Source organism: Cognatishimia activa (genome assembly GCF_017798205.1).
In the GTDB taxonomy this organism is placed as follows: domain Bacteria; phylum Pseudomonadota; class Alphaproteobacteria; order Rhodobacterales; family Rhodobacteraceae; genus Cognatishimia; species Cognatishimia activa_A.
Map to the genome: position 1 here is coordinate 2,361,086 of NZ_CP060010.1, position 21,656 is coordinate 2,382,741.

General features: G+C 56.8%; 20 protein-coding genes and 1 riboswitch. Of the genes, 16 read left to right on the forward strand and 4 right to left on the reverse strand.

Annotated features, from left to right (window positions below; all coding sequences use genetic code 11):
• Window positions 1-415: 415 nt before the first annotated feature.
• Both HZ995_RS11570 and HZ995_RS11575 read left to right on the forward strand, forming a co-directional pair.
• On the forward strand, window positions 416-3,211 hold the full coding sequence (locus tag HZ995_RS11570) for a bifunctional aconitate hydratase 2/2-methylisocitrate dehydratase (RefSeq protein ID WP_209355807.1): 2,796 nt from the start codon (window positions 416-418) through the stop codon (window positions 3,209-3,211).
• Between the two features lie 97 nt (window positions 3,212-3,308).
• Window positions 3,309-3,438, forward strand: a riboswitch (FMN riboswitch).
• A gap of 70 nt (window positions 3,439-3,508) precedes the next feature.
• The gene (locus HZ995_RS11575; RefSeq protein WP_209355808.1) at window positions 3,509-3,976 is read left to right on the forward strand and encodes a 6,7-dimethyl-8-ribityllumazine synthase; all 468 of its coding nucleotides are present in this window, start codon (window positions 3,509-3,511) and stop codon (window positions 3,974-3,976) included.
• On the opposite strand, the gene HZ995_RS11580 is transcribed toward HZ995_RS11575, so the two are convergent.
• Window positions 3,973-4,782, reverse strand: a complete 810-nt coding sequence (locus tag HZ995_RS11580) for an alpha/beta hydrolase (RefSeq protein WP_209355809.1) — start codon at window positions 4,780-4,782, stop codon at window positions 3,973-3,975. The genes HZ995_RS11575 and HZ995_RS11580 overlap by 4 nt on opposite strands.
• A 51-nt stretch (window positions 4,783-4,833) precedes the next feature.
• On the opposite strand from HZ995_RS11580, the gene HZ995_RS11585 reads away from it, so the two are divergent.
• The 7 genes from HZ995_RS11585 to HZ995_RS11615 all read left to right on the forward strand — a co-directional run bounded on the left by HZ995_RS11585 (window position 4,834) and on the right by HZ995_RS11615 (window position 10,273).
• The gene (locus tag HZ995_RS11585; RefSeq protein WP_209355810.1) at window positions 4,834-5,352 is read left to right on the forward strand and encodes a MarR family winged helix-turn-helix transcriptional regulator; all 519 of its coding nucleotides are present in this window, start codon (window positions 4,834-4,836) and stop codon (window positions 5,350-5,352) included.
• Complete coding sequence (locus HZ995_RS11590; protein WP_209355811.1) at window positions 5,345-6,181, forward strand: tryptophan 2,3-dioxygenase; 837 nt, start codon at window positions 5,345-5,347, stop codon at window positions 6,179-6,181. Before HZ995_RS11585 ends, HZ995_RS11590 begins: the two co-directional genes overlap by 8 nt.
• 20 nt (window positions 6,182-6,201) lie before the next feature.
• Complete coding sequence (locus tag HZ995_RS11595; RefSeq protein ID WP_209355812.1) at window positions 6,202-6,582, forward strand: cupin domain-containing protein; 381 nt, start codon at window positions 6,202-6,204, stop codon at window positions 6,580-6,582.
• Window positions 6,583-6,606: 24 nt separating this feature from the next.
• On the forward strand, window positions 6,607-7,791 hold the full coding sequence (kynU, locus tag HZ995_RS11600; RefSeq protein ID WP_209355813.1) for a kynureninase: 1,185 nt from the start codon (window positions 6,607-6,609) through the stop codon (window positions 7,789-7,791).
• Between the two features lie 15 nt (window positions 7,792-7,806).
• Window positions 7,807-8,043, forward strand: coding sequence for an Lrp/AsnC family transcriptional regulator (locus tag HZ995_RS11605; protein WP_209355814.1), 237 nt, complete (start codon window positions 7,807-7,809; stop codon window positions 8,041-8,043).
• Window positions 8,044-8,105: 62 nt separating this feature from the next.
• Window positions 8,106-9,374, forward strand: a complete 1,269-nt coding sequence (locus tag HZ995_RS11610; protein ID WP_209355815.1) for an NAD(P)/FAD-dependent oxidoreductase — start codon at window positions 8,106-8,108, stop codon at window positions 9,372-9,374.
• Between the two features lie 83 nt (window positions 9,375-9,457).
• Entirely contained in the window at window positions 9,458-10,273 is an 816-nt protein-coding gene (locus HZ995_RS11615; protein WP_245168656.1) for an enoyl-CoA hydratase, read from the forward strand.
• Between the two features lie 3 nt (window positions 10,274-10,276).
• Here HZ995_RS11615 and HZ995_RS11620 read toward each other — a convergent pair whose 3' ends face one another.
• The 3 genes from HZ995_RS11620 to HZ995_RS11630 are packed head-to-tail and all read right to left on the reverse strand — an operon-like array spanning window position 10,277 to window position 13,193.
• The gene (locus tag HZ995_RS11620) at window positions 10,277-11,128 is read right to left on the reverse strand and encodes a fumarylacetoacetate hydrolase family protein (RefSeq protein WP_209355816.1); all 852 of its coding nucleotides are present in this window, start codon (window positions 11,126-11,128) and stop codon (window positions 10,277-10,279) included.
• 17 nt (window positions 11,129-11,145) lie between these two features.
• Window positions 11,146-12,294, reverse strand: coding sequence for a fumarylacetoacetate hydrolase family protein (locus HZ995_RS11625; RefSeq protein WP_209355817.1), 1,149 nt, complete (start codon window positions 12,292-12,294; stop codon window positions 11,146-11,148).
• Window positions 12,291-13,193, reverse strand: coding sequence for an SMP-30/gluconolactonase/LRE family protein (locus tag HZ995_RS11630; protein ID WP_209355818.1), 903 nt, complete (start codon window positions 13,191-13,193; stop codon window positions 12,291-12,293). The genes HZ995_RS11625 and HZ995_RS11630 overlap by 4 nt, the downstream gene beginning before the upstream one ends.
• 759 nt (window positions 13,194-13,952) lie before the next feature.
• On the opposite strand from HZ995_RS11630, the gene HZ995_RS11635 reads away from it, so the two are divergent.
• The 7 genes from HZ995_RS11635 to dgoD are packed head-to-tail and all read left to right on the forward strand — an operon-like array spanning window position 13,953 to window position 21,654.
• Window positions 13,953-15,206, forward strand: a complete 1,254-nt coding sequence (locus HZ995_RS11635; RefSeq protein WP_209355819.1) for an ABC transporter substrate-binding protein — start codon at window positions 13,953-13,955, stop codon at window positions 15,204-15,206.
• Between the two features lie 55 nt (window positions 15,207-15,261).
• The gene (locus tag HZ995_RS11640; protein WP_209355820.1) at window positions 15,262-16,227 is read left to right on the forward strand and encodes a carbohydrate ABC transporter permease; all 966 of its coding nucleotides are present in this window, start codon (window positions 15,262-15,264) and stop codon (window positions 16,225-16,227) included.
• A 1-nt stretch (window position 16,228) separates the two neighbouring features.
• Window positions 16,229-17,050, forward strand: coding sequence for a carbohydrate ABC transporter permease (locus tag HZ995_RS11645; protein ID WP_209355821.1), 822 nt, complete (start codon window positions 16,229-16,231; stop codon window positions 17,048-17,050).
• The gene (locus HZ995_RS11650; RefSeq protein WP_209355822.1) at window positions 17,047-18,621 is read left to right on the forward strand and encodes a glycoside hydrolase family 43 protein; all 1,575 of its coding nucleotides are present in this window, start codon (window positions 17,047-17,049) and stop codon (window positions 18,619-18,621) included. The genes HZ995_RS11645 and HZ995_RS11650 overlap by 4 nt, the downstream gene beginning before the upstream one ends.
• A gap of 3 nt (window positions 18,622-18,624) precedes the next feature.
• Window positions 18,625-19,629 carry an ABC transporter ATP-binding protein gene (locus HZ995_RS11655; RefSeq protein WP_209355823.1) on the forward strand — a complete coding sequence of 335 codons (1,005 nt, stop codon included), beginning with the start codon at window positions 18,625-18,627 and terminating at the stop codon, window positions 19,627-19,629.
• A gap of 4 nt (window positions 19,630-19,633) precedes the next feature.
• On the forward strand, window positions 19,634-20,524 hold the full coding sequence (locus HZ995_RS11660; protein ID WP_209355824.1) for an NAD-dependent epimerase/dehydratase family protein: 891 nt from the start codon (window positions 19,634-19,636) through the stop codon (window positions 20,522-20,524).
• Window positions 20,521-21,654 (forward strand): galactonate dehydratase, encoded by a 1,134-nt coding sequence (dgoD, locus tag HZ995_RS11665; protein WP_209355825.1) that lies wholly within the window; start codon window positions 20,521-20,523, stop codon window positions 21,652-21,654. The genes HZ995_RS11660 and dgoD overlap by 4 nt, the downstream gene beginning before the upstream one ends.
• Window positions 21,655-21,656 lie beyond the last annotated feature (2 nt).

Below are 21,656 nucleotides of genomic sequence, written 5' to 3' on the forward strand. Positions count from 1 at the left end.
ATGCCTAGCTGGCTTCTTTGGCGGCGGTAAGCACTTTGCGGTTTTTCTGTGTCATTGTTGACGAGCAGAGGAAAGTCGCCGCAAACGCCAAGTTTTTTGCACGAAACTCGTGACAAACCTGACCCTGTCTCAGGAAGGAAAACTTCCACAAAGATGTCGCATGTGGCCGATGGCGCTGACTGTGGTATGCTATTTCTAATTTAGCCCGCGTTTAGTTCTGTGGGCTGAAGGGAGAAGAATGACCAGCGGCACTTCAAGCGCCGACTTTCCACATAGATCAAGCCCTGTCTGACGTGCGAAAGTGCTTGCATACCATTGTATGCTGAAATAAGAGGGGTTCAGCCAGCTGTCCCAGCGCGCGAAAGTTACTGCCGCGAGGGACGCAATCCACAAACTCTAACGCGCCGGTATTATCATGAGCTTGTACACAGATTATCTCGCAGAGATCGAAACCCGCAAAACCCAAGGCCTGAGCCCAAAGCCGATTGATCAGGCAGATCTGGTCGAAGAGCTGATTGCTCAGATCAAAGACGCGGGTCATGAACATCGCGAAGACTCGCTGAATTTCTTTATCTATAACACCCTGCCAGGCACCACGAGCGCAGCTGGTGCAAAAGCAGGTTTTCTGAAAGAGATCATTCTCGGTCAGGCCGAGGTCGCTGAGATCTCTGTCGAGTTTGCATTTGAACTGCTGTCCCACATGAAAGGTGGCCCATCCGTTGCTGTCCTTCTGGATCTGGCGCTGGGCGATGACGCAGGCATCGCGGCGCAGGCTGCGGACGTGATGAAGACTCAGGTATTCCTGTACGACGCCGACATGGAGCGCCTGAAAACGGCCTATGAAGCAGGCAATGACATCGCCAAAGGCCTGCTGGAAAGCTACACAGCGGCTGAATTCTTCACCAAGCTGCCAGAAATCGACGAAGAAATCGAAGTCGTGACCTATATCGCTGCCGAAGGCGATATCTCGACCGACCTGCTGTCTCCGGGCAACCAGGCGCACTCGCGTGCGGACCGCGAATTGCACGGCCAGTGCATGATCAGCACCGATGCGCAAAAAGAAATCGAAGCTCTGAAGCTTCAGCATCCAAACGCGCGCGTGATGCTGATTGCGGAAAAAGGCACCATGGGTGTTGGCTCTTCGCGGATGTCTGGCGTGAACAACGTGGCACTGTGGACCGGTAAGCAAGCGTCTCCTTATGTGCCTTTCGTGAACATCGCGCCGGTTGTGGCCGGCACCAACGGCATTTCTCCGATCTTCCTGACCACCGTCGGCGTGACCGGTGGCATCGGTGTGGATCTGAAGAACTGGGTCAAAAAGCTGGACGAGAACGGCGAGCCTGTTGTGAACAACAATGGCGACGCGGTTCTAGAGCAGCGCTATTCGGTGGAAACCGGTACGGTCCTCAAGATCAACACCAAAGAGAAAAAGCTCTACTCCTCTGACGGCTCCGAAGAGCTGGTCGATATGGCAGGTTCTTTCACCCCGCAAAAGATGGAGTTCATGAAAGCGGGCGGCTCTTACGCCATCGTCTTTGGTAAGAAACTGCAGACATTTGCGGCGGAAACTCTGGGCGTCGAAGCCCCTCAGGTCTTTGCCCCATCAAAAGAGATCAGCCACGAGGGCCAAGGCCTGACCGCGGTTGAAAAGATCTTCAACGCCAACGTGCGCGGCGCAACACCGGGCAAGGTGCTGCACGCAGGCTCTGACGTGCGTGTCGGCGTGAACGTTGTCGGGTCTCAGGACACCACGGGCCTCATGACCATGCAGGAACTCGAAGCGATGGCGGCGACCGTTGTGTCTCCGGCCGTGGATGGGGCCTATCAGTCTGGTTGTCACACTGCGTCCGTTTGGGACGTGAAGGCACAGGAAAACACCCCGCGCCTGATGAAGTTCATGAACGACTTTGGTCTGGTGACAGGTCGTGACCCCAAGGGCGTCTATCACTCGATGACCGACGTTATTCACAAGGTTCTCAATGACATCACCGTCAGCGATTGGGACGTGATTGTGGGCGGCGACAGCCACACGCGGATGTCCAAAGGCGTGGCCTTTGGTGCAGACTCCGGCACCGTGGCGCTGGCTTTGGCGACCGGTGAGGTCTCTATGCCGATCCCTGAGTCTGTGAAAGTGACCTTCAAAGGCGAAATGGCCGAGTGGATGGACTTCCGCGATGTGGTACACGCAACCCAAGCGCAGATGCTCGATCAATGTGGCGGTGATAACGTCTTCCAAGGCCGCGTAATCGAAGTTCACATCGGCACGCTTCTGGCAGACCAAGCCTTCACCTTCACCGACTGGACCGCAGAGATGAAGGCGAAAGCCTCTGTCTGTATCTCCAACGATGAAACCCTGATCGGCTCGCTGGAGCTGGCGAAGTCCCGTATCCAAGTCATGATCGACAAGGGTATGGAGCACGAGAACGGCACTTTGGCCCGTCTGATCGCCAAAGCCGACGCGCGGATCAAGGAAATCAAATCCGGCACCCGTCCGGCTCTGGTGCCTGATGCAAACGCGAAATACTTCGCTGAGGTCGTTGTGGATCTGGACGAAATCATCGAGCCGATGATTGCCGACCCGGACGTGAATAACGCCGATGTGTCCAAACGCTATACCCACGACACCATCCGTCCGATTTCTTACTACAAGGCGGAAAAAGAGGTGGATCTGGGCTTTGTTGGGTCCTGTATGGTCCACAAAGGCGACATCAAGATCGTGGCGCAAATGCTGCGCAACCTTGAGGCCGCCGAGGGCAAGGTCGAGTTCAAAGCCCCACTCGTGGTGACCGCGCCGACCTACAACATCATCGACGAGCTGAAAGAAGAGGGCGACTGGGAAGTTCTGCAGAAGTACTCTGGCTTTGAATTCGACGACAGCGCGCCAAAGCAGGTCGCACGGACCGAGTATGACAACATCCTCTATCTGGAGCGTCCGGGCTGTAACCTCTGCATGGGCAACCAGGAAAAGGCTGCGAAGGGCGACACCGTTCTGGCGACCTCAACCCGCCTGTTCCAAGGCCGCGTTGTGGCTGACTTGCCTGAGAAGAAAGGTGAATCGCTGCTGGCCTCGACCCCAGTTGTTGTTCTGTCCGCGATCCTTGGCCGTACGCCAACTCTGGAAGAGTACAAGGTTGCGGTCGAAGGCATCGACCTGACCAAATTCGCGCCGGGCAAAGGTAAGCCTCTGGATACATTGTCTGTGCATTACTAAGCACGGTTTCATACGAAATTCGAAGGGCCATCCGCTTGGGTGGCCCTTTTTCGTGACGTCCCCCATTGACGCAGAATACGAGTCTGGCTTACAGCGCAAATATTCTCAGGGCGGGGTGAAATTCCCCACCGGCGGTGACAGCCCGCGAGCGGCCCATGTTTTGGGTGTCAGCAGATCCGGTGAAATTCCGGGGCCGACGGTTAAAGTCCGGATGGTAGAGAAGTATGCGGTGATCCTTCGCGGGTGACCCGTGTCAAAACGCTCTGGGATCTTGTCATTGGGAAAGGACTTAGAGCTATGACAAAATCCCCAAACTTCGCCTTCATCAAGGCGCGCTGGCATTCTGATATTGTAGACCAATCGCTGGTCGGTTTTGAAAACCGTCTGGCTGAAATGGGCGTGGATGCCGGTATTGAGACATTCGACGTGCCCGGCGCGTTTGAGATGCCTTTGCTCGCGCAAAAGCTGGCCGTAACCGGCAAATATGACGCTGTGATCGCGGCGGCTCTGGTCGTGGATGGCGGCATCTATCGCCATGATTTCGTGGCGCAGGCCGTCGTCGATGGCCTGATGAAAGCGGGCATGGAGACAGGTGTTCCGGTGCTGTCCGTGTCGCTGACACCGCATCATTTCCAGCCTTCGAACGAACACGAAGCCTATTTCCACGCGCATTTCGTCAAGAAGGGTGCAGAAGCTGCGAATGCGGCTGTGCAGATCGTTGACGTGCACGCCGAGCTGGCAGCGCCTGCAGAGCTTGCGGCCTAGGACGTCAGGCTCAAACACAAAGGGTGATCGGCGTCTGCAAGCCCGTCGATCACGTCAAAATGATGCTTGCCCGGGTCCGCAACGAGCCGGGCAGGGACGCCGGCACGGCTCCAGTTTTCGGTGATCAAAGCAGACTGGCGCAGGAACTCTGGCCGTTCGCAGGCCCCAACCCAAGCGGTGAAATCAAATCCTTTATAGGGCGCTCTGAGTGAGGGACTTTCGGCGTGTGCGGTTTCTTTCATCAGGCCAAGTTTTCCATTCATCGAGTGCCGCAACAGGAGGCGCAGATCGTGAACACCACTTATGCTGGCGATCTTGTCGATCCGCGTCGTCACCGTGGCAAGCAAAGGCGTGTCGTCACACCCCATCCGCGACACCAAATGTCCGCCTGCTGAGTGTCCCGTCAGCCGGATCGGGCCTGCGACCTCGTTGGCAACCATTGATACCGCACGACCAATCTGCGCCGTGATCTCAGGAATTTTCGCTTCAGGCGCAAGGGTATAGCTCGGCATAGCCACGGCCCACCCGTGTTCTATCGGCCCGCGCGCCAGATGCGACCAGCTGGATTTATCAAAGGCCTGCCAATAGCCCCCATGCACGAAAACGATCAGCCCTTTGGGTTTTTCATTAGGCAAGAAAAGGTCCAGCTTTTCACGCGGAGCGTCGCCGTAGGCCAGATCCAACCGTCCACGCACCGAGGCGCGAAACTGCGCGGCCTGTTCTGACCACATCGGCGGAAAATCCGCTGCGTTCTCGATGTAGTCGCCATTGGAAAAGGCATCTTCCCAGTCGATGTCTGGTGTCATGGTCAGGTCTCAAAAAATCTCTTGCGCGTTTTGTTTAGGTTAATATATTTCATGCTTGAAGCAAGTGAAATTCCAACCACCGAGCCCCGCGTGCCAAAACCTTTCAAGCCAGATCCCCCAGACGGAGACCTCAGCAAAGAGCGTCTTGAGCTGTGGCTGCGTTTGCTAAAGGCCAGCGGTTTGATCGAAGAAGAATTGCGCCGACGGTTTCGCAGCGAGTGCAATTCTACCCTGCCGAGGTTTGACGTGATGGCGACGTTGGCGGCCGCAGGTAGCGGCCTCAAGATGAGCGAGATCTCGGCGAAGCTGCGCGTTTCGAACGGCAATATCACCGGCATCGTGGACAAGCTGAGCGAAGAGGGGATCGCAGCCCGCGTGCCCTTGCCCGGCGACCGGCGCGCGCATCTCGTGCAACTGACCGACAAAGGGCGCAAAGTTTACGAGGACCACGCCAAGGCCCATGCCGGATGGATCGACGAAATCCTAAGCGGCCTGAACGCCGACGACATCGAGGGCATGATCTTGCGGCTCGATTATATGACCAAATTCTTGGAGAGCGACGATGACTAGCGCCTACAACCCCAGCGAAGACGGCGCGCAAATGGGATTTGCCAAGGCGATGTCTTATGGCGACTACCTTGGGCTAGAAGGGCTTTTGGCGCAGCAGCACCCACAGAGTACGGCCCATGACGAGATGCTATTCATCATCCAGCATCAGACCAGCGAGCTTTGGATGAAACAGGTTCTCCATGAACTCGGCGCCGCGCGGATCGCGCTAAAGACCGGCGACACGCCGCAGATGTTCAAGATCCTTGCCCGTGTCAGCCGCATCTTTGAACAGCTCAACAACGCCTGGGATGTGCTGCGTACGATGACGCCTGCGGACTATACGACTTTCCGAGAAGCGCTTGGGCCGTCAAGCGGATTTCAATCCTATCAATACAGGCTGATCGAGTTCACTTTGGGCAACCGCAACCCGCATATGATGCAGCCCCATGCGCATGTGCCAGAGGTCCATGCGCTGCTAGAGGCAGAACTGGCGCGTCCCAGTTTCTATGATGAAGTAGTGACCAATCTGTTTCAAACGCTGGATGGGCACTCAGACAATATGCCCGCGCCACAGCTCGACAGCCCCCACACAGCGCAGCCTGAAATCCAAGCGCGCTGGAAGCAGGTTTATCAAGACACTACAACCCATTGGGCGCTCTATGAGCTGGGCGAGAAACTGATGGATATGGAAGATTACTTCCGTCGCTGGCGCTTTAACCACGTGACCACGGTTGAACGCGTCATCGGGTTCAAGCGTGGCACCGGAGGGACATCCGGTGTGCAATATCTCAAACGCATGCTCAGCGTCGAGCTCTTTCCTGAACTCTGGAACGTCAGAGGCGAACTCTGATCAAATCAAAGGATGATGTTATGAAATTTATCTCTTTCTGCGCGGCATTCGCCATATCGGCCACCGCAGCCTTCGCCCAAGACCTGTCACGCGAGGAAATACGCCGCGTGCCGGTGCCCGGGTCCGAGACCATGGAGGTCATCGTCAGCAAGCTCACCGTCGCGCCGGGCGCGACGATCCCGATGCACAGCCATCCTGGCGACGAGCACGCCGTGGTGATCACTGCGGCAACGGCACAGGCCCCAAACGGGCAGATCATCGAATTCCCGATCGGGGCCACGCTCTATTTTCCAGACGGGCAGGTGCATGGCGGTCTGACCAATATCGGCGAGGCACCTATGGTGGCGATCACGACCCATGTGGTGCGGGTGGGCGAACCTCTGACCATTCCGGCTCAGTAAGATTTGCGACACGAGGGGGGAGCAATGTTACCACGCAAAGATCTGTTTGAGTTGCCCGAAGGGGTGATCTATCTGGACGGCAACTCATTGGGACCATTGCCAAAAGGTGCACAAGAGCGTGCCATGCACACCATTTCCCAAGAATGGGGCGGAGAGCTGATCCGCGCATGGAATTCCGCCGATTGGATGTCTTTGCCGCAAAAGGTCGGGGACCGTATCGCCGGATTGATCGGGGCCGCACCAGGCTCGGTTGCCACCGGAGACACCCTCTCGATCAAGGTCTATCAGGCCTTGGCCGCTGCATTGAAAATGCGGCCCGATCGCAAGGTGATCCTGTCGGACAAAGGCAATTTCCCCACCGATCTCTATATGGCGCAGGGCCTGATCAAGACGCTGGACGCAGGTTATGAATTGCGTACACCTGCACCCGAAGACGTAGCGGATGCGATCACGGAAGAGGTCGCTGTGGTCATGCTCACACAGGTCGATTATCGCAGCGGACGCCTACATGACATGCAGGCAATCACTGAAAAGGCCCATGCGGCGGGCGCGGTGATGATCTGGGATCTGGCGCATTCGGCGGGGGCTTTGCCTGTCGATCTGGCGGGCAGCAACGCAGAATTCGCCGTTGGCTGCACCTATAAATACCTCAACGGTGGCCCCGGAGCGCCGGCCTTCATCTATGCCCGTCCTGATATTGTCGAGGACGTAGAGCCTGCGCTCGCCGGTTGGCTTGGCCACGCCGCGCCCTTCGCGATGGACCCAGCCTACAGCCCCGCCATGTCGACAGAGCGCCTGCGTGTTGGCACGCCACCAGTCGTTCAATTGTCCCTGTTGGATGCAGCTTTGGATGTCTGGAACGGCGTCGGTATGGCAGATATTCGCGCCGCATCTATTGATCTTTGCGAGACATTCATTGCCGAGGTCGAAGCGCGCTGCCCTATGGTAACGCTCGCCTCTCCTCGCGACGCGCAGCAACGCGGCTCGCAGGTCTCGTTCGCATTTGATCCGGGCTACCCGGTGGTGCAGGCCCTGATCGACCACGGCGTGATCGGAGATTTCCGCGCGCCCAACATTATGCGCTTTGGCTTTACGCCGCTGTACATTGACCAAGCCGACGTCATCCGCGCCGCCGAGATCCTTGAGACCATCATGACTGAGGGTCTCTGGAAGGATCCCAAATATCACCAAGTTTCCAAAGTCACCTGAGTAAAGGACATCACTATGGTCTGCCTTTTCGTTCAAATCCGCTGCACCCCCGGTACGGCCTATCGGGTCGCAGATGACATCGCCCTGCGCGAGATTCATTCCGAGCTTTATTCCATCAGCGGCGACTATGATCTCTTGATGAAGCTCTACATCCCAGAGGGCGAGGACGTTGGGCGCTATATCAACGACAACCTGCTCAATATCGAGGGCATCGAGCGCACCCATACGACCCAGACCTTCAAAGCCTTCTGAGCGCTTGCCAAAGCGATGCCGCGCACGGATAGTCGCGGCAAGAGCATTGAGGAAATTGCAGCATGGCTTTGGAAAACCTCTGGGAAAAAACCGCCGTTGCGCCGCCAGCGACCAAAATTCTGGCGAGCGCACAATCCGCCTATGATCTTATGGTCATTGGCGCTGGATTTTCCGGCTGTTCAGCGGCTCTGACCGCGCGGGATTTGGGGGCGTCTGTTGCGGTTTTCGAAGCCAGAACAATCGGCTATGGCGGATCAGGGCGCAATGTCGGTCTGGTGAACGCAGGCCTTTGGACGCCGCCCGAAGACATCGAGGCCACGATTGGCAAACGCGAGGGCTCGCATCTTTACGAGAGCCTCAGTGCGGCACCAGATCATGTGTTTTCCCTGATCGACCGGCTGAATATCGAATGTAATGCCCGCCGCAATGGCACCCTGCATTGCGCCCATGCGGACACGGGGCTGGCGGATCTGAAATTGCGCGCGAAACAACTGCGCGCGCGTGGTGCTCCGGTCGAGCTGTTGGGCGCCAACGCCACCCGTCATCGCGTCGGCTCTGACCGTTTCAAAGGCGCGCTTTTTGATCCGCGGGCTGGGACCATTCAGCCGTTGTCCTATGTGCGTGGCCTCGCCAAAGAGGCCATGAAAGCAGGCGCGCATCTGTTTGAAAACGCGCCGGTGCATCATGTGAAAAAGACCTCATCGGGTTGGATGGTTTCGGTCGGCGAGCAAGTGATCTTTGCCAAGGCGTTGTTGTTGGCCACAAATGCCTATCTGAAGGGGCTCAGCGGCTTGCCCGCGCCGCAGTTCACCAAAGTCGGTTATTTTCAGGCGGCCACGCGCCCGCTGGAGCCCACATGGCAGCGTAGCATCCTGCCCGGCAAAGAAGGCTGTTGGGACACGGCCATGGTTATGTCGTCCTTTCGCATGGACGGCGAGGGGCGTCTTGTGATTGGCGGGGTTGGATCCCTCGACAGCATTGGGCGTGGCACGCATCTGGCCTGGGCGCAGCGCAAACTGGCGCATCTTTTCCCGCAACTGGCAAAAGAAACCCTGCAAGAGGCCTGGAGTGGCACGATCTGTATGACCAGCGACCATATTCCAAAGATTCTGGACATTGGCACCAAAGGCTATGCGCTTTTTGGCTATTCCGGTCGTGGGATCGGGCCGGGCACGGTCTTTGGCGCGACGGCGGCCCATGCGCTTTTGACCGGAGACCGCCAAGACCTGCCGGTGGTGCCCACCAAAGCGCATACTGAAAAGCTGACGGGCCTGAAGGAAGTCTACTACGAGGCCGGAGCGACTCTGACCCATATGGTCTCTGCCCGTTAGGACGCCGCGTTCCTGTTGGGATCATTTGCAATTGCCCCGGCATTTGCCCCATGATCCCGTCAGCCACTCTGGGAGGATCAGACATGCATGATGGATCGACACCGCCAATGGACCCGGTCACGCTTGAGGTGTCCGACGGCATTGCCACGCTGACCATGGAACGACCACGCTCGATCAATGCGCTGTCCGAAGAGATGTTGGCAGCCCTGCAAGCGCAGCTTGATGACATTGCCACGCGCCGCGACATCAAAGTGGTGATCCTGCGTGGGGCAGGGGATCATTTCTGTGCAGGCCATAACCTCAAAGAAATGACCGCGCGGCGGGGCGATGAGGATGGCGGGTATCAGTACTACAACGACCTCTTTGCCACCTGCGCCAAGATGATGATGTCGGTCGTGAACCTGCCGCAACCCGTGATCGCTGAGGTTACGGGCATTGCGACGGCTGCGGGCTGTCAGCTTGTGGCGAGTTGCGATCTGGCCGTCGCCTCTGAAGAGGCGCGTTTTGCGACCTCTGGCATCAACATCGGGCTGTTCTGTTCCACGCCCATGGTGGCGCTCAGCAGGAATGTGCCGCGCAAGGCTGCGATGGAAATGCTGTTGCTGGGTGAATTTATCCATGCGGACAAGGCCTTAGAGATGGGCCTTATCAATCGCGTCGTGCCCTTGGATCAGGTCGCGGCAGCTACCCGCGAGATGGCTGCCAAGATCGTCAGCAAGTCTCCGGTCGCCGTAAAAATCGGCAAACGTGCCTTCTATGAGCAGGCCGAGATGACTTTGGCCGAGGCCTATGACTATGCCGGTCGTACCATGGCCGACAATATGATGGCGCGGGACGCAGAACGTGGCATCGGGGCCTTTGTGACCAAAGCCCCAATGCCGGAATGGGAAGGCGAATAGGCGTTAGTCCCAGGCCACCACGGTCTGGCGCTGTTGCCCCAGCCCTGTAATGCCAAGTTCCACGACATCGCCCGGTTTCAGGTACTGCGGCGGCTTAAAGCCCATGCCGACGCCCGGAGGCGTCCCCGTCAGGATCAAGTCTCCGGTTTCCAATTGCACGAACTGCGACACGTGATGGATGATCGTGCGCACATCAAAGATCATCTTTGAGGTATTGCCCGTCTGTTTGCGCGTGCCGTTCACATCCAGCCACATCTCGAGGTTCTGGACATCGGCGATCTCGTCCGGCGTCACAAGCATCGGACCCGTCGGGCAGAAGTTCGGAAAGCTCTTGCCTTTCACCCATTGCCCGCCACGCTCGATCTGCCACGCGCGTTCGGACACATCATTGGCCAGCGTATAGCCCGCAACATAATCCAGCGCGTCCTCCATCGACACACAAAGCGCGGTCTTGCCAATGACCAAGGCCAGTTCGACCTCCCAGTCCAGCTTGGTCATATGGGGCGGGTAGGGGATGTCGGCATTGGCCTCGCAAAAGGTGGCGGAGGATTTGCTAAACAAGATCGGCTCCTCAGGGATCGGCAGGCCCGCTTCTTCGGCGTGGTCGGAATAGTTTAGGCCGATGCACCAGATATTGCGGGGTTGTGCGATGGGCGTTGCGATACTAAGGCCCGCGGTGTCGAGCTGTTCCAGAGTGTTGATGTCAATCGAGGCCAAGCGATCCATCAGCCCCTCTGCAAAGGCATCTGGCGAGATGTCGTCACAGATGGTCTCCAGCCCGTGCCAAGTGTCTCCGTCCATAGATGCTGCCGGAATGATCGATCCCTCAGCGTTCTGAAAGCGTTGTAGTTTCATAACCTTACTCGTCCTCGTTAAAGTAAATCGCGCGCAGCAAGATTGCGCATCAGATGGCTGGCCCCAAAGGTCCATTCATCGCATATGGTTGATAGCTGAACGCGATTGCGCAGCGTGCCGAGACCCGGGGCTTTGATCTCGACCTGATCACCAAGCTTGTGGGTAAAGCCTTCGCCGGGCACATCTCGGTCCTGTGTGGGCGCGAAAAGCGTGCCAAGATAAAGCATCAGCCCATCGGGGTATTGGTGATGACGCCCCAAGGTTTGTGCGACAAGGTCTTCGGGGTCTCGGCTGATTTCTTTCATCGACGAATGGCCGGTCATCTCAAAGCCGTCTTCGCCGCGCACGGTCAGCGTCAGTTCAGCCGCGCGGACGTCGTTCAGCGTAAAGCCCTCGTCAAACAGGCGGATCATCGGGCCAATGGCGGCTGAGGCGTTGTTGTCCTTTGCCTTGGACAGCAAAAGCGCCGAGCGCCCCTCCACGTCACGCAAGTTTACGTCATTACCCAAAGTTGCGCCAACGATTTGACCCGTTGAGGAAACGGCCAAAACCACCTCGGGTTCGGGGTTGTTCCAGGTCGACACCGGATGCAGTCCGACATCAGCACCATAGCCGACGGCAGATAGGACCTGCGCCTTGGAAAACACTTCGGCGTCAGGGCCGATGCCGACCTCTAGATATTGCGACCACAGACCTTCTTCGATCAATGCAGCCTTCACCTTTTGTGCCTCAGGAGAGCCGGCTTTGACGTTGCGCAGACTGTCTCCGATGGCGCCACCGATGCGCGCGCGGATGTCTTCGGCGCGTTGGGGATCCCCTTTCGCGCGTTCCTCAATCACGCGTTCCACCATCGACCCCGCGAAGGTGACGCCGCAGGCCTTTACGGCCTGAAGATCGCAGGGGGTAAGAAAATGGATCTGCGCGCGATCCCCAGCCGGAGCCGCCGCGATCTCGTTAAGCGATCCCATCGAGACGCCGTCTGCCGTCGCCACATAGCGCGCGGGGTCGTCCATCTCGCAGATATCCCGCACCAATGGCGCGGATTTGGACGTGATATCAACAACCTCTTCGTCGCGCAGGGTGACGACGCAGGGCCCACTTGCCTCGGGCGACCACACGCGGCCGAGCCAAGTTCCGGCATGTTCAGCCTTTGATAAAAACGTCATGTACTGGTCCTTTCTTGCGGGATGAACTGGCCATGCGGCAGGCCTTTGACTGGAATATCGAGGGCAAAGAGCCCGCCTGCCTGTGGTGTCTGCTGGAGTGCCTTTGCGTCCATTCCCACCCGCGCTGTGGTGATAAACAGACGATCCAGATTTGCGCCGCCAATGCAACAACAAGTGACATTGGGCACGGGGAGGGTGATGACTTTGTCAAGGTGACCTTCAGGTGTAAAACGCAGAACAGACCCTCCGCCAAACCGGGCGTTCCAAAGATGGCCCTCGGCATCCACGATCGAGCCGTCTGGCACCCCATAGCCCTTGATATCCGCAAAAAGACGCCCTTCGCCAAGCGCGCCTTGTGCGTCGTAGTCATAGGCATAGATGGCGGTGCCTGCACTGTCCGCGAAATACATCAGCGTGCCGTCGGGCGAAAAACAGATCGAGTTCGCGCAGCCGATGTTTTCAAGAAGGGTTTCGCACCCATTGCCATTCCAGCGCCAAACCGGTGTCGTTGGGGCCATGGAATCTTCGTTTATGCCGCCAATAACGAAATTCCCCTCGCGGTCCAGATTGCCGTCGTTCATGCGGGTGTTAGGAACACCTGGTTGATAGCCGCGCAATTTGTCACGCGCGCCGGATTGCGGATTGAAATAATACAGCCCGTCAGAAAATCCGGCGAGCAGGGTTTGGTCTTGCAGAAACGCGAAAGCACAGAGTTTACCGGGCAGTGGGATCGACCGAGGATCGCCACCATTGGCGTCACAGGACCAAAGCATCTCTCCGAAAATATCGGTCCAATAGAGACGTTGATCAGTGCAATTCCATTGGATGCCTTCGCCAAGCTGGTTCTCGCAATCCAGCAGCAGGTCTGCGCCAAGTTCCTGTGGTTCATGCGCAGTCATTTTGCGGTCAGCCCTTCGTTGAGGTGACCTGAGTCGCCAATCAGGTGTGATCTATAGATTCGGGACTGCGCGTATGAGGCTACAGCCAAAAATCCCGCTGTTTTCCGAACAAAATCGAGGAAAGTTGGGCGTTTTCCAGAAAATTCTAGCCCCATGGAAGTAAACATTTTTTTACACATTGGCGGTTCAATCCCTCATCGCAAGCACATGATGCAAACTGCGATCATGAATTATTTTTCTTGACGAAATTAATGCGATATCTATTCTAAATCACACCTAAAGCGCAATGAAAATGTGCTTTGGTCGGCTAGGCCTTACCCCGAGGACGCGCCGACGAGTGGAGGGGGAAGAGTATGAGTATTTTGATGTCGCTGCCTGGTTTTACCCGTGACGCCTTGATCAACACGGCAAGTGCGCTAACCCGCTTGCCGACGCTGACCCCATCCCGATACCGCGCTCTTGGTCCCTTGAAGGCGATGTCCCCAGCGGGCGCACTTCGGGCAGTTCAAATTCGCTATTTGCAAGCAAGCTCCCATACCTTGCAGCTCCTTTCGCAAATAGTGCCCCGAAACAGGAGAGGCGCTGCTTGTCACAGCGCTTCTCCTAAGTGGGTTTGAAGGGGCGCTTCCCAAAAAGCGCCGGTGTCTGCCTAGGACTTGTTCGGAGGAAACAGTTTTAGACGAATTCAGGCACCCAATGATGAATATCAAATGAAAGTCCGGGCACCCCGGTCTAAAGTTAGAAAAACTGGAGGAAACTATGAAACACGTCTCACTCACGCTCGCGGCTTCGCTGGCATTCACTGCCGGATCCGCATTTGCGGATGTGACCGTTGACGTTTTGTCGATCAACCGGGATTCAACACCTTGGCTGGGGCTCTACACCGATGCTGTTGCCTCGTTTGAAGCCGCAAACCCAGGCGTCAAAGTGAACCTGCAGTTCATGGAAGATGAGGCGTTTAAGCAGAAACTGCCTACTTTGCTGCAGTCTGATGCTGCACCTGATATGTTCTTTAGCTGGTCCGGCGGCGTGTTTTATGAGCAAGCAGAGCAAGGTTTCCTGCGTGCCTTAGATGACGCAACCGTCGCTGAATGGCAGCAAGATCTGTCCGCAGGTGGCATGGCGGCCCTGTCTCACAATGGCAAATACTACGGCGCGCCTGAGGCCTCTCAGAACGTTGCGATCTGGTACAACAAAGACCACGCGGCCGCATTGGGTATCGACCCGACGTCTATCAAAACCTATGACGAGCTTTTGGGCGCGGTGGAAACAGCCAAAGCAGGCGGCGTGACCCCGTTTGTTGTCGGCGGTCAGGACAAATGGCCTCTGCATTTCTTCTATTCCCTGATCGCGATGCGCATCATGGGCCAAGAGGGCATGGCGGCCTCGGCCGCGGGTGAGAATGGCGGCTTTAACAATGAAGATTGGGTGCGTGCCGGACAGGAATACATGCGCCTGATCGAGCTTGAGCCGTTTCAGCCGGGCTTTATGGGTGTGAAATACGATGGGGCAACCGGCCTTTGGGGCGACGGAGAGGCTCTGTTCCACCTCATGGGCGACTGGGATCTTGGCGCATCGCGCGGTGCGGCGAGCGACGGCGGACTGTCTGATGACCAGCTCGGCGTGATCCCTTTCCCAATGATCGAAGGCGGCAAAGGTGCGATCACCGATACGCTGGGCGGGGCCTCTGGCTTCGTTCTAACCAAGGATGCGCCGGATGAAGCGATTGATTTCCTGAAGTATTTCATGGGCGTAGACGTTCAGAAAGCTGCCGCGAGCGGTGGGGTATATATCCCAACTGTTCCCTCTGCAGGTGGGTTGGTAGAGGACGTGATCCTCAAGCAGTTCGCAGCCATCGGGGGTGCCTCGACCTATCACCAACTGTTCCTGGATCAATTCTTTGGCTCCGAGCTGGGGGGCGCGATCAACGACGTCTCTGCGCAGATGGCAACCGGCGACATCACGCCCGAAGCTGCTGCAAAACTGCTCGAAGAAACCCGCGCGTTTCAGTGACCTAAAGTGAAATTGCTCTCCCCGCCAAAGGGGAGAGCGACCTAAGGCAAGACAGATGGTCACCACGACAGACTACGCAACCCAAGCAACGCTTAAGCCGAACGTTTTCCGCCGCATGTGGACAGACGGCCAGCTTAAGATGTTGCTGATTTTCCTGCCACCAGCACTGCTAGTGTTCACGGTCTTCGTGATCCTGCCCATGCTGCAGGCCGGTTTCTTTGCGCCCTACAAATGGTCGGGCTATGGACCTGCTCCCTGGGTTCTGAACGAAGACACCGGCCGCGAATTTGGCCGCTGGGTCGGAAGCCAGAATTTCGAACGCATGTGGGGGCATTCCGCTTTCCAACAGGCCTTTGAAAACACGCTTCTGGTGATCGCTGTCTCGCTGCTTATTCAATTGCCGATCGCTTTGTTTCTGGCGCTGTTGATCTATCAAAACAGCCGCATCAACACGATCTTTCGACTGGTGTTTTTCCTGCCCTACATCATGGCAGAAGTCGCGACGGGTCTGATCTTTAGTTTTGTTCTGGATGGCAACTATGGCCTGTCCAAATGGTTCTCGGACCTTATGGGATATGAAACGGCTTTCTTCCCATTGGCCGAGAAACCTTGGGCGTTCTATTCGATCCTTGCGGTCATCGTCTGGAAGTACTTTGGCTTTCACATGATGATCTACATCGCCGGTCTTCAGTCGATCTCGAAAGAGCTGATCGAGGCCGCGCGGATTGACGGAGCGAGCGCTACACAGCGTGCGTTCTTTATACAGATCCCCCTTCTGTGGCCCGCCATTACGATCTCGATCTTTTACTCGGTACTGGGGGGATTGCAGGTCTTTGACCTTGTGATGCCGATGACCGCCGGAGGCCCGTCGAACTCGTCCCATACGTTGGTGAGCTATCTCTACAACTTCGGCTTTGTCCGCCTGAACGTGGGCTTTGGCTCGGCGGTTGGCGTGTTCCTGTTCGCGGTCGGCGTGGTCTTTGCGCTGGTCTATCGCAACACCGTCCAGAGGGGGCAGTAAGATGTTTGATTGGAAAGACGCCGGTCGCATTTCCGTGCTTCTCTTGGTGTCGTCCCTGATCCTGATCCCCTTGGCCGCGACGGTTCTTGGAGGGTTCAAAACCTCGGGTGAGCTGCGCGTGTCGCCCTTTGGGATCCCGGATCGATGGCATATGGAATTCTATGGTGAAATCTTTGCGGATGCGAATTTCTGGCGCTATCTCTGGAACTCGCTCCTGATCTCTTTGCTGACGGTGTTTCTGACCGTGCTGATGGGCGCAATGGCCGCCTATGCCTTTGCGCAGGTTCGGTTTTTCGGGTCAGAGTTTCTGTTCAGCTATATGTTGTTGGGGCTCATGTTCCCCTTCGCCGCAGCCATTATGCCCCTGTTCCTGACGGTCCGGGATCTTGGCTTGCTTGACACCCCTTGGGGCGTCGTTCTGCCCCAAGTCGCCTTTGGTCTGGCGTTCTCGATCATGTTCTTCCGCACGTTCTTCTCCCAGATGCCGGCGGAACTTTTCGAGGCCGCACGGGTCGATGGCTGCGGCTATATCAAGTTCTTTTTTCTGTTCACGCTGCCCCTCTCGACGCCGATCCTGGCGACCATCGCGACTTTTGTGTTCGTGCAGAGCTGGAACAACTATCTCTTGCCGCTGATCATGCTGAATGACCGCGCGGGCTATACCTGGACGCTCGGCGCAATGGATTATCGCGGAGAGTATACGGCCGAGTGGAACCGAACGCTGGCCTTTGTTTCGGCCACCCTAGCGCCTGCAGTGGTGTTCTTCTTAGCGGCTCAGAAATACATTGTCGCAGGCCTAACCGGAGGCGCGGTAAAAGGATGAATATTCAGAACCCAATCCTACCGGGCTTTCACCCCGATCCCTCGATCTGCCGCGTGGGCGAGACCTATTACATCGCGACCTCGACCTTCGAGTGGTACCCGGGCGTTGAGATCAACGCCTCAACCGACCTGCAAAACTGGTCGCTGGTGGCGCGTCCTCTGGACCGCGCGCAACAGCTCGATATGCGTGGAGAGCCTGACAGCTGCGGCGTCTGGGCCCCCTGTCTGTCCTATCACGACGGTCTCTTTTGGCTGATCTATACGGACGTGAGACGCTATGATGGGAACTATAAGGATACCCACAATTATCTGGTCACGGCCCCCTCTATTGAAGGGCCGTGGAGTGACGCAATCTATCTGAATTCCAGTGGCTTTGACCCCTCGCTCTTTCATGACGATGACGGGCGCAAATGGCTGGTGAATATGGATTGGGACCATCGCGGGAACAGCGCGGACCCACGGAGTTTCTTTGCGGGCATCCTCTTGCAGGAATACGACCCCGCGCAAGGAAAACTGGTCGGAGAGGTCACCCGGATTTTTGAAGGGTCCGAGGCGGGTTTCACCGAAGCGCCACATCTTTTGAAACACGACGGAAGCTACTACCTTTGTACCGCCGAGGGCGGGACCGGATATGGCCATTGCATAACCTATGCGCGTGCCGATGCTTTGACCGGGCCCTATGTGCTTCCGGACGAGCCCAATGTGCTGACAGCGCGGGACGAACCGGACGCGCCCTTACAGCGCATCGGACATGGACAGCTTGTTAAGGGCGAGGGCGACACGTGGTGGCATACTTTCCTGTGTTCACGCCCCTTGCTCGGCAGGCCGTTCAGCCCTCTGGGTCGCGAAACGGGGATCACCAAAGCGCGTTGGGAGGATGGTTGGCTGGTGCTGGATGATCCTCAGCACACAGCAATAGATGACGGCTTTCACGAAGACACTGCGACTTATGCGTTTGATGGCAAGCTCCCTAATGCCTTTCAATGGCTGCGTTCGCCTGACAAAGATCGTCTCTTCTCGCTGACAGATCGCGCGGGTGCCCTTAGGATATTTGGCCGCGAAAGCGTTGGGTCCTATTTTGAACAGGGTTTGGTCGCGCGCCGTCAGACCGGCTGGCGCTATTCAGCCGAGACGCTGATCGACTACAGCCCGCGCGATTATCAGACCATGGCGGGGCTCATTGCCTATTATAACCGCCATCAGTTTCACTACCTCTATATCACCGTCGGCCCAAAGGGCGGTCGCCAGCTAGAAATTCAATCCTGCAACGGCGATTGGCCTGAAGGGGAACTTACTTTCCCGCTTGAGGCCCCCGTGGACCTGCCCGACGGGCTGATCGAGCTTGGTGTAGATGTCGACCTCAGCGGACTTCAGTTCCGCTGGCGTAGCGTAGGAGGGGACTGGTGTCCCACAGCTCCTCTCCTCGATGCGTCCCTGCTGTCTGACGAAGCCGGCCGCGGCGACCGCGCAAATTTTACCGGAGCCTTCATCGGCATGGCAGCCCAAGACCTGAACGGGTCGGGTCTGCACGCCGATTTCCTCGGCTTCTCGTATCGCAATAGGAAAGAGTAACCCATGGCAGAAGTACGCCTTACCTCCGTTCAGAAATCCTTTGGCAACGTGAATGTCATTCCTCAACTGGATCTGACCGTCAAAGAGGGTTCTTTCACCGTGCTCGTGGGCCCGTCTGGTTGCGGTAAATCTACCCTATTGCGTATGATCGCGGGTCTCGAAGAGGTCTCGGGCGGGTCGATCTATATCGATGGGGTGGATGTCACCAACGCCCAGCCCTCGGATCGCGGCATCGCTATGGTGTTTCAATCCTATGCACTTTACCCGCATATGACCGTGCGCCAGAACATCGGCTTTGGCCTGCGTCTGGCAAAGTTGGCCAAGGACGAGATCAACCAACGCGTCGAAGAAGCTGCCGAGATCTTGCAGCTTGGTCCACTTTTGGATCGCAAACCCAAGCAATTGTCCGGCGGTCAGCGTCAGCGTGTGGCCATTGGGCGGTCGATTGTGCGCAAACCCAAGGTTTTTCTATTTGATGAACCTCTGTCCAATCTGGATGCCGCCCTGCGCAGCCAGATGCGGGTCGAGCTGGCAGAGCTGCATTCCAAGCTGGATGCCACAATGATCTACGTCACCCATGATCAGGTCGAAGCCATGACTATGGCCGATCAGATCGTGATCATGAAAGGCGGGGAAATACAGCAAACCGGCGCGCCTATGACGCTCTATAACCAGCCAAACACGCCTTTTGTGGCCGAGTTCATCGGCTCGCCCAAGATGAACCTGATCGAAGGCGCTGTCGCGATGGATCTGAACGCCAAAGCCATCGGGGTCCGCCCTGAACATATCCGCGTCAGCCCAAAGGAAGGCGCTTGGAAAGGCCGTTTGCGCCACGTTGAACACCTTGGTTCAGACACCATCGCCTATGTCGAAAGCCCAGACACCGGGGCCATGACCGTACGGCTGGTAGGAGAGGTCTCGATGCGGTCAGGGGACGAGATTTACATGACGCCAATGATAGGAAGTATGCATCTGTTCGGCCACGATGGATCGGTGCAAAGGGTTTGAAACTATGAAGAAAATTTGCGTAACCGGAGGAAGTGGCGGCGCTGGGAATGCGGTGATTGGGCATTTGCTCGCGCATGGCTATGACTGTGTGAACATCGACATCAAACCGCCCAAGTCCCAGCATTGCCCTTTCTTTGAGGTCGATATGACCGACTATAAGGCCGTCTATGAGGCGATGGCCGGCTGTGATGCTGTGGTTCATTTCGCGGGCAATCCGGAACCTGACTTTGACCATTGGGAATCCGCGGACCGGTTCAACAATAACACCAGCGCCCTGTTTAACGCCTTCAATGCGGCTCAGGCGCATGGGATCAAACGCGTGGTCTGGGCCTCATCTGAAACCATCTTTGGCTTCCCCTTTGACACGAACCATCAAGAAACGCTGCCGGTCAACGAAACCTCTGAACCTCAGCCTCAAGGTGGCTATGCGCTGTCCAAGATGATCTCCGAGACCCTGGCTGAACAAATGGCCAAGCTCTACGGCATGACGTTCATCGGCCTGCGGCTGTCCAATGTGCTCTATGACGACGTGAACGCCGTGCCGAGTTTTCAGAAAATCCCCGGTTACTGGGAGGACATGCCGTACCGCAAGTTCAACCTCTGGGGCTATATCGACAGCCGCGATACGGCGCGGGCGGCGCGCTTGGCTCTTGAGGCGGATATCTCGGGCGCCGAGGTGTTCAATATCGCCGCAAAAGACACGCTGATGCGCCAGCCCACCAAAGAGCTGGTCGACACGGTGATGCCGCAATCAAAACTCGATCCCAAGATCACAGGTCACATGGCGCTTTTGGACTGTTCCAAAGCCCGCGACCTCTTGGGGTTTGAACCGGACTACAACTGGCAAGACGTCCTCGGGTTGACCGTGGATGGCACCCCTAAAGGTGACGCATGAAGATCAAGAATATCACCACTCATCTGCTGAAAGAATGGCGCACTATGCTGTTCGTCGTCGTGGAAACCGATGACGGGACAATCGGTGTTGGAGAGAGCGGTTTGACCAGTCGCGAATATGCGGTCGCGGGCATGATTGATCATCTAAAGACCCTGCTGATCGGCGAGAATGCCTTTGACATCGAACACCATTGGCAGACTATGTGGCGTTCGGGGTTTCATCCGGCAGGACAGGTGCTGTCCAGCGCGATTGCTGCCATCGATATTGCGCTGTGGGATATCAAAGGCAAGGCGCTTGGCGCGCCCGTATATGAGCTGCTGGGCGGACGGGCACGTCAGAAGGTTCTCAGTTATTGCCACCTGCGCGGCGCCACGCCCGAAGAGACATTGGCCTCGGCCAAAGAGCATGTCGCCATGGGCTGGAAAGCCCTTCGTTGGGAGCCGAGCTATGGCGAAGACATGATCATGCGCGGACGCTGGTCGATGGACAAAGCTATCGAGGAATTTCGTTTGCTGCGCAGTGAGTTGGGTCCTGAAATTGAACTTGCTTTTGACGCCCATACCAAATTTACACCCGCTGAGGCCGCTTATTTCTGCAATGCAATCGCCGATCAGCGGCCAATGTTTGTCGAAGATCCGCTACGCAGTGAATATACCGATGCCTACCGTTCTTTAAGGGGCAAGACGTCGGTGCCTTTGGCCGCAGGCGAGCAGTTTGCCTCGAAATGGCAATTTGTGCAGATGTTGCAGGACAACCTTATGGATTATTGCCGCGTGGATCTCTGCATTGCCGGAGGGATTACCGAAGGGCGCAAGATTGCGGCCATGTGCGAAGCGCATATGGTCGATCTTGCCGTCCACAATCCGATAGGCCCTGTGTCAACGGCAGCTTGTTTGCATCTGAATATGGCCAGCCCAAATGTCTTGGTGCAAGAACTGCCAAAGAGGCCGGGCGAGTGTTTGGATGATGTAATCGCGACGGATCAGACCTGGGAGGATGGCTGGTTGACCTGTTCCGGCAAGCCGGGTCTTGGGGTCGAGGTTGATATCGAGGCGCTTACAAAATACCCATTTGAACCAGAACATTTGCCAATGCTGCGCCGAGAAGACGGCAGCTTCGCCAACTGGTAAGC

Coding starts and splice junctions, on each gene's coding strand:
- HZ995_RS11570 (WP_209355807.1), top strand. CDS start 416: ATGAGCTTGTACACAGATTATCTCGCAGAGATCGAAACCCGCAAAACC.
- HZ995_RS11575 (WP_209355808.1), top strand. CDS start 3,509: ATGACAAAATCCCCAAACTTCGCCTTCATCAAGGCGCGCTGGCATTCT.
- HZ995_RS11580 (WP_209355809.1), bottom strand. CDS start 4,782: ATGACACCAGACATCGACTGGGAAGATGCCTTTTCCAATGGCGACTAC.
- HZ995_RS11585 (WP_209355810.1), top strand. CDS start 4,834: ATGCTTGAAGCAAGTGAAATTCCAACCACCGAGCCCCGCGTGCCAAAA.
- HZ995_RS11590 (WP_209355811.1), top strand. CDS start 5,345: ATGACTAGCGCCTACAACCCCAGCGAAGACGGCGCGCAAATGGGATTT.
- HZ995_RS11595 (WP_209355812.1), top strand. CDS start 6,202: ATGAAATTTATCTCTTTCTGCGCGGCATTCGCCATATCGGCCACCGCA.
- kynU (WP_209355813.1), top strand. CDS start 6,607: ATGTTACCACGCAAAGATCTGTTTGAGTTGCCCGAAGGGGTGATCTAT.
- HZ995_RS11605 (WP_209355814.1), top strand. CDS start 7,807: ATGGTCTGCCTTTTCGTTCAAATCCGCTGCACCCCCGGTACGGCCTAT.
- HZ995_RS11610 (WP_209355815.1), top strand. CDS start 8,106: ATGGCTTTGGAAAACCTCTGGGAAAAAACCGCCGTTGCGCCGCCAGCG.
- HZ995_RS11615 (WP_245168656.1), top strand. CDS start 9,458: ATGCATGATGGATCGACACCGCCAATGGACCCGGTCACGCTTGAGGTG.
- HZ995_RS11620 (WP_209355816.1), bottom strand. CDS start 11,128: ATGAAACTACAACGCTTTCAGAACGCTGAGGGATCGATCATTCCGGCA.
- HZ995_RS11625 (WP_209355817.1), bottom strand. CDS start 12,294: ATGACGTTTTTATCAAAGGCTGAACATGCCGGAACTTGGCTCGGCCGC.
- HZ995_RS11630 (WP_209355818.1), bottom strand. CDS start 13,193: ATGACTGCGCATGAACCACAGGAACTTGGCGCAGACCTGCTGCTGGAT.
- HZ995_RS11635 (WP_209355819.1), top strand. CDS start 13,953: ATGAAACACGTCTCACTCACGCTCGCGGCTTCGCTGGCATTCACTGCC.
- HZ995_RS11640 (WP_209355820.1), top strand. CDS start 15,262: ATGGTCACCACGACAGACTACGCAACCCAAGCAACGCTTAAGCCGAAC.
- HZ995_RS11645 (WP_209355821.1), top strand. CDS start 16,229: ATGTTTGATTGGAAAGACGCCGGTCGCATTTCCGTGCTTCTCTTGGTG.
- HZ995_RS11650 (WP_209355822.1), top strand. CDS start 17,047: ATGAATATTCAGAACCCAATCCTACCGGGCTTTCACCCCGATCCCTCG.
- HZ995_RS11655 (WP_209355823.1), top strand. CDS start 18,625: ATGGCAGAAGTACGCCTTACCTCCGTTCAGAAATCCTTTGGCAACGTG.
- HZ995_RS11660 (WP_209355824.1), top strand. CDS start 19,634: ATGAAGAAAATTTGCGTAACCGGAGGAAGTGGCGGCGCTGGGAATGCG.
- dgoD (WP_209355825.1), top strand. CDS start 20,521: ATGAAGATCAAGAATATCACCACTCATCTGCTGAAAGAATGGCGCACT.